The 12,017-nt window shown below is 72.3% G+C and carries 8 protein-coding genes; 6 read left to right on the top strand and 2 right to left on the bottom strand.

Translation table 11 applies throughout. The annotated features are described in order from the left end of the window. Position 1: 1 nt before the first annotated feature. The 3 genes from QSK31_RS25245 (at position 2) to QSK31_RS25235 (ending at position 2,259) form a co-directional block, all read left to right on the top strand. Positions 2-700 (top strand): GNAT family N-acetyltransferase, encoded by a 699-nt coding sequence (locus QSK31_RS25245; RefSeq protein ID WP_285686789.1) that lies wholly within the window; start codon positions 2-4, stop codon positions 698-700. A 124-nt stretch (positions 701-824) separates the two neighbouring features. After that, positions 825-1,760, top strand: coding sequence for a M48 family metalloprotease (locus QSK31_RS25240; RefSeq protein WP_285686788.1), 936 nt, complete (start codon positions 825-827; stop codon positions 1,758-1,760). A 1-nt stretch (position 1,761) separates the two neighbouring features. After that, on the top strand, positions 1,762-2,259 hold the full coding sequence (locus QSK31_RS25235) for a hypothetical protein (RefSeq protein ID WP_285686787.1): 498 nt from the start codon (positions 1,762-1,764) through the stop codon (positions 2,257-2,259). A 25-nt stretch (positions 2,260-2,284) separates the two neighbouring features. Here QSK31_RS25235 and QSK31_RS25230 read toward each other — a convergent pair whose 3' ends face one another. Together QSK31_RS25230 and QSK31_RS25225 are read right to left on the bottom strand one after the other, a co-directional pair. Beyond that, positions 2,285-3,421 carry a caspase family protein gene (locus tag QSK31_RS25230; protein ID WP_285686786.1) on the bottom strand — a complete coding sequence of 379 codons (1,137 nt, stop codon included), beginning with the start codon at positions 3,419-3,421 and terminating at the stop codon, positions 2,285-2,287. Next, entirely contained in the window at positions 3,418-3,795 is a 378-nt protein-coding gene (locus QSK31_RS25225) for an effector-associated constant component EACC1 (protein WP_285686785.1), read from the bottom strand. Before QSK31_RS25225 ends, QSK31_RS25230 begins: the two co-directional genes overlap by 4 nt. A gap of 421 nt (positions 3,796-4,216) precedes the next feature. Here QSK31_RS25225 and QSK31_RS25220 point away from each other — a divergent pair, with 421 nt between their 5' ends. The 3 genes from QSK31_RS25220 to QSK31_RS25210 are packed head-to-tail and all read left to right on the top strand — an operon-like array spanning position 4,217 to position 11,998. After that, positions 4,217-6,505 (top strand): VWA domain-containing protein, encoded by a 2,289-nt coding sequence (locus QSK31_RS25220; protein WP_285686784.1) that lies wholly within the window; start codon positions 4,217-4,219, stop codon positions 6,503-6,505. A 22-nt stretch (positions 6,506-6,527) separates the two neighbouring features. After that, positions 6,528-9,692 carry a tubulin-like doman-containing protein gene (locus QSK31_RS25215; RefSeq protein ID WP_285686783.1) on the top strand — a complete coding sequence of 1,055 codons (3,165 nt, stop codon included), beginning with the start codon at positions 6,528-6,530 and terminating at the stop codon, positions 9,690-9,692. Continuing rightward, positions 9,689-11,998 carry a hypothetical protein gene (locus QSK31_RS25210; protein ID WP_285686782.1) on the top strand — a complete coding sequence of 770 codons (2,310 nt, stop codon included), beginning with the start codon at positions 9,689-9,691 and terminating at the stop codon, positions 11,996-11,998. Before QSK31_RS25215 ends, QSK31_RS25210 begins: the two co-directional genes overlap by 4 nt. Positions 11,999-12,017: the final 19 nt, after the last annotated feature.

The following is a 12,017-nucleotide window of genomic DNA, read 5'->3' as shown; positions in this document are numbered from 1 at the left end:
GGTGAGCGCGAAAACCGTCGGCCGTGACGTGCTCGACAACCCCGCCTGGGCCGCGCTGAGCGGTCCCCACGCCAGGTTCGCAGAGGTACGCGGACAGGCCGCGCGCTATCAGACCGACGTTGCGCCGTGGCACGCCCTGGCCGACGCCCGTGACCCGGACGCGTGGACGGACCTGGCGGCGCTGGTCGGGCCGGGCGCCGAAATCACCCTGGCCGGCGTGGGCGAGACGGACCACCGTGGCTGGGAGCGCGGCCCGGCCATCGCCGGCGTGCAGATGATCGACGTAGCCGTACGCGCCGAACCCGACCCGGACGCGGTCCCGCTGGGCGCCGCCGACGTGCCGGAGATGCTGGACCTGGTCCGGCGTACCCAGCCCGGGCCGTTCCGGCAGCGGACCGTCGAGATGGGCACCTACCTCGGCCTGCGCAGCGCGGGCCGGCTCGTGGCGATGGCCGGTGAACGGTTGCACCCGCCGGGCTGGACCGAGATCAGCGCGGTGTGCACCGATCCCGCCTTCCGCGGCCGGGGCTACGGCACGCGCCTGGTCCGGGCGGTGGCCGCCGGCATCCGGGAGCGGGGTGAGACGCCGTTCCTGCACGCCTCCGCCCGGAACCTGACCGCGATCCGGCTCTACGAGTCGATCGGCTTCGTTCTGCGAAAGAGACTGACGTTCGCCGCCTATCGGACTACGGCCGGCTGAGGCGAATCGCGCCGTTTTCTCTACCCGTTCGGCCATCGCCCGGAAGTGGTCGTCGCGCGACCTGATCATGAATTGCGCGCGTACCGTGACTGCGTCCGATCACCCATTTCCTCTTGGCGGAACAATGTCCGTATTCACGGCGAGCGACGTCCTGCACCCGATCGACGAGGCGGCCCGGCGGCACCTCGAAACCATGTCGGGTCTGCAGTCGGCGGTGAAGGCCTATCACAAGGCCTACAGCGAAAGGCTCATCCGCAGCTCGCAACTGGCCGAGAACCTGCGGCTGGGCCCGAGGCAGCTGCCGGAGATCTACCGTCTGCTCCCGCCGATCTGCGAGGCGTTCGGCATCGCCGAACCGGAGCTGTTCCTGGCGATGGGGCCGGTGAACGCATTCACGATCGGTCACACCCGGACGTCCATCACGCTCTACAGCGAATTGCTCGACCACCTTTCGCTGGACGAGATCGAGGCCGTACTGGCGCACGAGTGCGGACACATTCTGTGCGAGCACATGCTTTATCACTCGATCGCGCAGGTGATCGAGCTCGCGGCCCGGCTGGGCGCCCAGGCGAACATTCCGATCGCCTCGACGCTGCTGAGTCTCGCCTCGGGGCCGGTGCGGGTCGCCCTGAGCACGTGGAGCCGCAAGAGTGAACTGTCGGCGGACCGGGCCGCGGCCGCCTACCTGGGCGACCCGGAGGTGGTCACCCGGCTGATGTTCCGATTCGCCGGGATCAAGCACGGCTCGCGGTTCACCCACGACGTTGCCCAGTTCAGCGCGCAGGCGCTGGAGTACGAGGCGTTGCGGGAGTCGCGGTGGGACCGGTTCCTCCAGTGGCAGATCGGGCAGTCGTCCACCCATCCGCTGCTGGCGGTGCGGACCCGCGAGATCCAGGCATGGTCGGCCACGCCCGGCTTCGATCGTCTCGCCGCCCTGGGTGCGCAGGTCCGGGCCGCGTCTCGGTGCGGCGCCTGCGGCCATCGGGTCGACATCGGGTGGCGGCACTGCCAGACCTGCGGGACGGCGCAGACCCCGCCGGCGTTGGAGCGGGTGAGCTGACGTGGGTGTCTTCACGAGCGAGCGGCGGATCTGGACGGACGTCACCGACCTGCGGCCGGTGGTCGACCGGATCATGCAGCATTTCCGGGCCAAGAACTACGTGGTCGCGGCCACCCAGACCGGGACGGGCGGCTGGGACGTCGGCATCACCCGGTCCGGGGTGCTCCGTACGGTCGCCGGCCTCCGCACCGACCTCAAGGTGCGCCTGGAACCAGAGCCGGGCAGGGTCCTCGCTCGGGCCGGGGTCGGCCTGTTCGGGCAGCTCGCCCTGCCGACGGTGATCATGTTCATCTTCTGGCCGGTGATCGTCACCCAGGTGTGGGGAATCGTCCTGTCGGCCCGGGTGGACGACGAGGCCATGACCGTCATCGACGACGCGCTGACCCGGGCCGCCGCGATCCCGGCGCCGGTTCCCGCGACCGGCGATTGCCCGGGTTGCGGTGCGCCCCACGGCGGCGGGTCGTTCTGCACGGGTTGCGGCCACTCCTACATCGTGTAGCGAGTACATCGTGTAGCGAGCTCGATTACGTCGCGGACTGACCGAGGTCGATCAGCAGGCGGGTCATCGGCTCGGCGGCCGGCCCGGCGTAGTGCGGGATCCCGTTGCCCAGGTCGACGTGGGTGGCGCCGTGGCCGCCCGCTGCCGTCACCGCGCGGAAGGCGCGTGCCGGGAAGCCGCTGATCGGCAGCGCGGTGATGTCCCCGCGGTCGCGGACCAGCCAGTAGAGGGCGCGTTCGGTGAACAGCGCGGCGGCCCCGCCGGCCAGCGCCACCAGGGCCAGCGTGGCCTCGCGGTCACTCACCCCGGCGGCCCTGCGGACCCGGCGCTCGAGGCGGTGGCGAGGCGGCGGCGGGACCAGCATCCCCGGCACCCGGCCGGCGTGCTCCTCGAGCACCGCGGCCACCCCGCGCGGCGCGGCCGTGACATCGCACGAGATCGGCGGCGGCAGGGGGCCGACCGGCGCGGGAGCGAGGAGCGGGTTGCCTTCGCCGTCGGTCTTCCACTGCGGCCGCGCCGGTCCCTCCTCGGCCATTCTTCGCCGCACGTACTGGTACAGGTCGACGAAGGTGATGTGGCCGGTGCCGGTGAGCGCCGCCTCGCCCTGCAGCCCGCGGACCAGGTGGCGGGTGAACGGGCTCATCCCCCCGGGCGTCATCGAGTCCGGCGCCACCTGGGTGGACCGGCTGGCGGCCTGGATGAAGACGCCCTTGCCGGCGAGCTCGCCGGTCAGGTCGCCGCCCTTGAAGGCCCCGGCGTAGCAGCAGTCCAGCAGCACGACCACCTGGGCGGCGGCGGTGCGGTCGATCATCCGCCGGATCTCGTCGGCGCCGACCGAGCCGGCCATCCGGCCGTGCACCGAGTCGTGCCCGGACAGCCGCAGCGTGCGGGAGACGTCGGTGAATCCGTGGCCGCTGTAGTAGATCAGCACCACGTCCAGCCGGGACGCGTCGGCCAGCGCTTCCTCGACCGCGCCGCAGATGTCGTGCGCGAAGCCCTGTTCGACACAGGTGACGTCCGCCGCCCGGAACAGGCCGCCGGTCAGCACCCGGCGCATCGCCGCGATGTCGTTCGGCGGGCCGTTGAGGTCGGCCAGGCCGACCGGATCCTTGGGAAAGGTCCAGTTCGCGGCCAGCACCGCCCGGTATCGGCCGTCGATCACGAACCGCCGTCCAGTTGCCGTGCGGCCCACGCGGTGAGCTGGTCGAACTCGGCGCCGCCGATCCGGTCGCCGGTGATCGTCAGCTTCTCGACGTGGCCGTCGCGTTCGTAGCTGATCTCCAGCCGCCGGGTCCGGTCGCGGGTGAGCCAGGCCCGCATGCAGTCGAAGGCGCCGTTGAACGCGCCGGCACTGGCCAGCGCGATCAGCACGGCCTCCAGGGCGCCCTTGCCGTTGCTCGTGGCGGCCGGCGCGCGGCGCACCTCGCCGACGCTGGCGCGGAGGTCGTCGAACAGCTCCTGTTCCTGGCCGGCCCAGGCCTCGCTCTCGGGGTCGAACCGGTCGCTGCCGGGGGAAAGCTCGAGAAGTACGGTCATCGCGTTGTGCTCCATGCTGCCATTCCTGTGACTGCGGTGGCGGAAGATTAGCGCCGGTCGTAGATCAACTATTTCCATCGAACGGCCGACCCTCTTCCGGTTGCATTCGTCGGGCCGGTAAATAGTGCCCGTGGGGCGTGCAAGTCCCCGGTAAGGATGAATCCTTATGGGTGACTGAAAGAATCTCTCAATATCGGTTCGCCGTCACACGTGATCACGTTTGCCCTGCCAGGAACCACTTTCCGTGATGGCGGCGGCCATTTCCGCGCCGCCCGGAATGTGGTCTCCGGCATGTCTGCACGGCCCTCTGTCGTCGCCGAATGGGTGGCCTGCTACCTGCTGTTAGGGTCTGCGCACGGTTCTTACGCGGGGCTTAATCTGATCACCCCATTTGAAGTCAGTGTCGGAAAAGGACCCCCACATGATCGCGAACAGTCGCCGGCGGCACCGTGCCGTCGCGGCGTCGCTGGCCGCCGCGGTGGCGGCGGCCTCAGCCCTCGGCCCGGCGGGCGGCGGCCCGGCCGTCGCGGCGCCCGGCGCGCAGGGCGAGGTGCAGCCGATCCGCCTGGTCATCGCCGTCGACGAGTCGGGCAGCCTGACGCCCGAGGACGTCGAACAGGAGCGGATCGCCGCGGCGAGCGTCGCGATGAGCGAGTTGTCGCCGAAGTCCGAGGTGACGGTGTTCGGCTTCGGCAGCAACACCGGCGGCGTGTCCGCGGTGGACAGCCGTCGCTTCTGCACCCTGGATCCCGGCGCTGCCGCCCAGGACCGCGAGGAGATCGGCGCATGCGTCCAGCGGACCATCACCCGCCGCGCGAAGGGCAAGGGCGACAACACCGATTTCGGGGCGGCGCTGAACCAGGGCATCGGCGCCCTCACCAAGGGTGCTGACGACGGCCGGCCCCGGATGCTGCTGCTGCTCACCGACGGAAAGCTCGACGTGACGGGCGATACCAACTTCGCGGGCGACCCCGAGACCCAGAACCGGTACGCCGAGGATCAGATCCGCGAGCTGGTCCTGCCCAAGGCCCGCGCGGCCGGCGTGCAGATCTGGCCGATCGGATTCGGCGCCCAGATCGACCGCTCGATGCTGGATTACCTGGCCGCGAACGGTGGCCGGACCGGCTGCCAGGGACAGCAGGCCGCGCCGGCGGCGTCGGCGGCGCCCGACGCGAGCACGGCCGTGACCTCCATGATGGACGCCTTCGTGAAGGCCCGGTGCCTGGCTCAGAACCGTTCGCCGGCCGAGTCGCTGCCCGGCGGTGAGACGCTCGAGCTCGAGGTGACGGTGCCGGTGATCGCCACCGACGGCGCCATCAACGTGGTCAAGGGCGACCCCACGGTCAAGGTCACCTACCTCGACCCGAAGGGCCGGGAGGTGCCGGCGGTCGGTGAGCTGGACGACTCCACGTTCGAACTGGCCGGCACGACCGGCATGGTCGAGTCGATGCGGATCCGCAACCCGGTGCCCGGCACCTGGCGCATCCGGCTGAAGGCCCCCGACGACGTCGCCAAGCGGATGGTCAGCGCCACCGCGCTCTGGCAGGGCGTGCTGCGGACCGTCTTCGTGCTGGACCCGCCCAGTCCCCGGCCGGGCGAACGGTTCGCGGTGATCATGCGGCCGCACACCCGGTCGGCCGGGATCACCGACCCGGCCGCGCTCAAGGGGATGTCCTTCTCCGCGGCGCTGACCGGGGCCGGGGTGAAGGACGACATCAGCCTGGCCGACGGCGGCGTGGCGCCGGACATCCAGCGGGGCGACGCGTACTTCAGCGCCTGGTTCACCCTGCCCGCCGACGCCGCCGGCCGTTACCGGGTGGTCGGCCGGGCGACCGGTCCGGGCGTCACCAGCGACCAGCGGGAGACCACGTTCGAGGTGGGCGTGCCCGGTGAGGGGGTGCGGCTGAAGGTTCTGCTGGACGCGGCCGAGGGCCGGGCCGGCGACGAGATCCGAGGCCGGCTGCTGACCACCAACGAGGCCGCCCAGGCCCGCAAGGTGCGCGTCGTCTGGGCCGATCAGGGGCGCGAGGTGGTCACGGTGCCGGCTCCCGGCGCGGTCCTCGCTCCGGGGTCGGGGCAGACCGATTTCGCCGTACGCATCGCCGACGGCGCACCGGCCGGCCGGGTCGGCGGCGTGGTCCAGCTCGTCGACGCCGGCACCGGCACCGTCCTCGCCAACGCGGTCGTCGACCTCGAGGTGCTGCCACCGCCGAGCCTCTGGCCCTGGCTTCTCGGCGCCCTCCTGCTGATCATCGCCGTCGTGCTGGTGATCGTGGCGGTCCGGGCGCGCCGCGCGAAAACCGTCTGCCTGAACGGCGTGCGGATCGCCCTGGCCGAGGACGACCAGCCCCTCCAGCCGGTGCTCACCGCGCCCTCCGGGCCGCGCTTCGAGTTCGACGTCGTGGTGCCGGACAACGGCGACGCGCCCACCCTCCGGCGGGTCACCGGCGGCCGGGCGTACCGCATCGAGCGGGCCCCGGCGGGCGGATTCCTGCTCCGCGTGCCCGACGGCGGGGCCGAGGAGGACCTGCGGCTGCTCAACGGTGCGGCCCATCCGCTCCCGAACCATCCGCGGCTGACCATCACCGCCACCAGCGCCGGCGCGGTCAAGCTGCCGAAGAACCGTGAGCCGGTCCGCGAGACCGACCCGGACGACGTCACCTTCGACTTCGAACCAGTCCCCGGCACCCGCCACGACGACGACCTGTAGCTGCGGAAGGAACCACACTGACATGCACCTCTACCACCCGGTGATGTTCGTCGGTCTGGGCGGCACGGGATGCCGGATCGGCGCCGAGCTCGAGCGCAGGCTGCGTGAGGAGCTCTGCGGCCCGGACGGGCTCAAGCTGCACGGACCCGCCTTCAACCTGAACGAGCTGCACCCGTTCCAGCTGCCGTCCTGCCTCCAGTTCGTCTACGCCGACCTGAGCGAGGACGAGCTCGCCCAGGTGCAGCAGCGCTCGGTGCCCAGCGAGGCGTACGCGGAGGTCGCGTCCAGGACCGCCTACTACGCGTACGACCTGCTGCCGGAGTTCGACAGCTACCCGGCGCTGGCCAAGAACCTGCGGATCAAGGCGCCCGACTTCGTGCGGGACTGGCTGCCGCCGGGCGAGCACGAGCCGCTGGTCGTACCACTCAAGCTCGGCGCCGGCCAGCTGCCCACGGTGGGGCGCGCGGCGCTCTTCGAGACGGTGTCCAACGCCAACGGCGTCGAGGTGATCCGCCGCCCGATCACCAACGCCATCGGCGCCATCACCAACTCCGCGATGGAGCTGCGGGTGCTCAACCCGCACCAGCGGGCCGCGCTGAACTCGGTCGACGTCTTCGTGACCTTCTCGGTCGCGGGCGGCACCGGCGCCGGCATCTTCTACGACTACCTGCACATCGTCTCGTCGGCGTTCCAGCGGGCCGGCCTGACCGCGAAGATCTACCCGCTCGTGCTGATGCCGTCGGCGTTCGAGGACGGGCGCGGCGGCGGGATCAAGGCGTCGCTGAACGCCGGCCGGGCGCTGCTCGACGTCTTCCGCCTGATCGACGACATCAACCAGGACAACCGGTCGCAGAACGAGCTCAGCGCCGACCTGGTGACCCGCGGGCTGCACGTGCGGTACCCGCTGGAGAAGGACATCAAGATGAAGCCGGGCTCGATGCAGACGGCTTTCCTGTTCAGCAAGGCGGCCGGCATCGACCGCGACGACCTGCACCGGTCGGTGGTGGCGATGATCATGTCGCTGGTCGGGACCGAGTCGGTGCAGCAGGGCAAGACCGGCGGGGACACCCAGTCGTTCGCGGACAGTTTCATCAACGAGGTCACCGACCGGTCGAGCCTGTCGCCGACCCGGATCGGGCGCAAGAGCGTGTCCACCAGCCTGGTCGGGTCGCTCACCGTCCCGTTCGACGACCTCGCCGACATGTTCGCGGGGCGGTTGCTCGGCCGGGGCGTACGCGAGCTCATCGCCGTGCCCCCGGGCCGGGCCGAGTCCAACCGCAAGCTGATCCGCGACTTCTTCGACGGGTCGTCCATCGGGCAGGTGTGGCAGCGCGGCGGCGCGCCGTTCGACGACCCGGCCGGCGGCGCCGGACCGAAGGGCGCCGCGGCGATCCGGGCCATGCTCAAGGAACGCGTCGTCCGGATGAACGAGAGCCTGCAGACCCTGGACCAGAACGTGATCCGGACGATGCCCGACCTGGTCCGCGACTTCGCGCCGATGGACGGCGCCCGCACGGTGCTGCGTTCCGCGGACGTGTTCCGGCTCAAGCGGGTCGTCCTCGGCGACCAGGCGCTCAGCGAGGAGATCGACAAGCTGGGCGTCCGCGGCGTCCTCGAGGGCCGGCGGGTTCCGCCGACCCCGCCGGTCAAGCAGTGGGAGACCGACCCGCGCGCGCCGCAGCTCGTGCAGATCCAGGACAAGCTCGGCGGTCTGCTGAAGGCCAAGGTGTCCGAGGCCGCGGTCGGTGACACGGTACGGGCGCAGGACGAATGGTTCCGCTACCGCACCCGGCGGGTCTGGCACGCCGCCTGGAACGACCACCGCAACGTGTGGCAGCAGCGGCTCACCCGGTTCGCCAGCCACCTGCGGTCCCTGGTCGAGGAGCTGTCCAAGCACGAGCGCGAGTGCGAGGAGGCGTTCAACCGGCGGGCCGAGGAGCTCTACCGGGCCCGGGTCGGCGTCACCTACCTGCTGCCTCAGCGCAACGACCTGGAGCTCACCTACACCGAGATGCTGCGGCGGCTGGCCAAGCGCGGCAGACGGGAGAACGCCACCGAGGGAGAAGTGGTCAGCACGCTGCTCGGGGAGGAGGGCTGGGTGCAGGCGCTCGCCGCCGCCTCGCAGACCGGGCGGGGCGCCGAGCACGGCGTACGCCTGATCCTCGCGCACCTGAAGCAGGAGGTCGTGCGGATTCTGCGCGGCGGCGACCAGGACGACGCCCCGCTGATGCCGCACATGAGGCACCTGCTGAAGGCCGCGGCCAAGCGGACCTACGACGTGCCGGTCGCCGAGAGCGACGTGCAGCAGTTCGTCGCGACGATGGCCGGGATGCTCCCCGAGGGCTTCGTGCCGGAGGGCAGCGGGCCGCTGCGGGTGCTCGTGGTCTACCCCGCGGCGCAGCCCGACGAGGAGATCAACAAGTGGCTGAGCGCGCAGCTGCGGCTGACCGGGCGGCGCGACCAGGAGATCCAGTTCCAGGTCGGCGAGACCGAGGCCATCACGGTCGTCCGGCACCGCACCAGGATGGGCGTCACCGAGGTGCCCGAGCTGCGGCAGGTGCTGCTCGACTGGGCCGGCGAGGTGTCCGTGCCCAAGCACGACTCCTATCTCCCGTGGCGGCAGCGGCTCGGGTTCGACCAGGACTGGCTGGCCACCACCGAGACGCACCGCCAGGAGATCCTCCAGCGGCTGCTGTGTGCCGTGTGGAACGGCCAGGTGACCTGCCCGGACGGCGCCGAGTCGCCGTCCCGGATTCGGATCTCGCTCGGCGACGGGCCGGACGCCGAGGCGATGGTGCTCGACCTGACCGCGTTCGGCAAGGCGTCGTCGTGGGGCAGCCTGCTGCGGCAGTACGAGATGTGGACGCTCACCGACGGCGGCGAGATCCGGCTGAACTTCTGTGCCGGTCTGATGGAGACCCTGCCGCGCGGCTTCTCCACGACCGTCGCGGATCCCGATCCGCTCTACTGGGAGCTGAACAGCATGGCGGAGCGGCAGGTGAAGACCCTGCACGAGATGCGCGAGCGGATGCCCGCCGGGAGCCGGAACCGCTGCGACCAGCTCATCACCTTCTGGGAGAAGACGTTCACCGCCGCCCGCGACCGCACGTTCCTCGGTGAGACGCCGAACGGCGACTCGCTGCGCGCGCTGGAGATCACCGTGAAGAACCGCGGGCCGGAGCGGTGAGCGCGGACGTCACGGCCCCGGTCACGAACGCGGTGCCGGTCGTCGACCTCCGGCACGAGTACGCCGGGCTGCTCTCGTACCCGCACTTCAACGACTACGTCCGGGAGAACGCCACCGCGCTGGTGCCGACCGGCGAGCTGGCCGGCGGCATCGACGTGAGCTGCCTCGTCCTGGTCGACGACGCGGCGGCGCTGGCCGCGCACGGCGAGGCGTTCGCCTTCGTGCTGAGCTCCAGCGCGGTCAAGCAGGTGGTCTACGTCGCGGTCGGGATGGCGGACCCGGAGACCCGGACCGCGGTCGTGCTGCCGTCGGTGCTCAACCGGGAGTCCGTCGCCGTGCTGTGGGCCGGTGACCCGGCAGGCATCGCGTGGCGCCCGGACCGCGGGCCCGACTCGGTGGTGCGGATCCCGCCCCCGGCCGGACCCGGCGATCCGGCGCCGCTGCTCGACCTGCTCGACGCGCTGCGGACCCGGGAGGTGTTCCAGCGCGTCGTCGCCGAGGCCAAGAACGTGCACACGCCGGTGACCGCGCCGGCGGTCCGGGTCCGCTCGAACCGGCTCGACGAGCGGACCCTGACCGCGGCCCGGCGCCGCGCGCTGGTCGCCCTCGCCACCGGCGGCGCCGGCGACGGCACGGCGAACGCACGGCCGGCGGGCCGGGACCACGCCCGTCCGACCGGGGCGCCGGCCGGCGGACGGGTCCGTGACCGGATGCTCGCCGCGGAGGCCGCCGTCGACGCCGTCCCCGCGACCGTGGCCGCGGCCGGGCGCTGGTGGTCGGTGTTCACCCCGCGCGCGGGCGGGAACGTCCCGCACCTGGCCGCGGCCGCCGCGGCCGGGGTCAAGGAGTACCGCGCGGTGCTCGCCGACCTCTTCCGGCGGCTGGACAACCGCGGCGACGACCAGCGCCGGGCGGAGCTCCGGGCGGAGGGGATCACCCTGCCGGCCGGCCAGACCGGCGGCGCCCGGGCGGTCGAGGACGTCACCCGGACCGTGCAGCAGTCCCTGGACGAGGGTTGCGGCCTGGAACAGATCGTCAAAGTGCTGCACGGCCGGGGCGCGAACCTGCTCCCGATGGGCAGCGCCGCCCGGATCCCGGCGCTCGACCGGGCGGTCGAGGGGGTCGCCGAGCCGCCGCGCATGGCCGGTGGTCTCGGCGGCCCGCCGGTGCTGGTGCTCACGACGACGGCGTCGCTGCTGCCCGCGCTGACCGGTCCACCGTGGCGGTACGCGTGCCTGGCGGCCTTCGTGATCGTGGTGCTCGGCGCCGTCCTGGTGCGCGGGAAGCGCCGGCACCTCGGGCTGACGCGGCCGGAAGCGGCGCGGGACGTGTTCGCGGTGTTCGCGGTTGCGGCGCTCGCCGGCATCGGCCTGGCCGCGAGCGTCGTGGACCCGGTCGTCACCGGCCAGGAGACCGCGGTGGCGCTGGTCGCGGCCGGTCTCCTGATGGCCGTGCTGGCGCCGGTCCTGTGGTGGCGGCGGCTCGTGCGCCGCTGGGAGCGCAGTCTCGGCCCCGCCCCCGGTGGCCTGCGGCCCGCCCTCGACGCCCTCACCTCCCTTTACAACGAGACCACCGGCGAGTGGTCGGTCATGGACGCCCGGCGGCAGGCCTCGAACACGTTCCGGACCACGGCGTCCGCACTGGACGCGATCCGGGCGGCCTTCCTGTCCCGGGCCCAGCAGGAGCCCGGCGGAGTGCCGAGCCGGCAGGCCGGTGCGGTGATGCCGGCCGGCGGCAACGCGGCGACCGAGGCGATCCGGGCCGACCTCTCCGGGCTGGTGCAGCTCTGCCTCGCGGAACGGTGGGCGGAGGCGCGCGCCGGCGATCTGGACGGGCTGCCCGAGCGGGCCGCACGGCACGCCGGCGACCTGCTCGACGAGTACGAGGGTCACCTGCGGCGGCACGGCGTCGAGGAGCCACCCCCGGGCTGGCCGTCACGCCGGGACGCCGAGCAGCTGAGCTGGTGGCACAGCGGTCTGCGCGGGGTGGTGTTCGGCCACGACCAGCCGGCCCAGCTGCTCTGCGCCGACCATCAGGCGCCGATGCTGAGCCGGGACCGGCGCGCGGTGACGATCAGGTTCGCGCCGCGGCAGGCGTGGGCCGTCTTCACCGACCCCGATCAGCACGACCCGGTCGACCCGGCTGACGTGTCGGCGATGGTGTGGACCTCGACCGGCCGGGCCGCGGGCCTGCTGCACCTGGTTCCTCTGCGGGCCGGCGTGCGCCAGGTGCAGAGCGAGGCATCCTCCGGCGCCCCGTCCGGCGCCTCGTCCGGCGGGGAATGGACCGGCGGTGAGCAGCGGTGACGCAGGACGTGCTCGCCGG

The sequence above is a fragment of the Actinoplanes sp. NBRC 103695 genome (assembly GCF_030269485.1).
Taxonomy (GTDB): domain Bacteria; phylum Actinomycetota; class Actinomycetes; order Mycobacteriales; family Micromonosporaceae; genus Actinoplanes.
The sequence above is the reverse complement of the archived record's forward strand: the minus strand, read 5'-3'. Positions and strand labels throughout refer to the sequence as shown.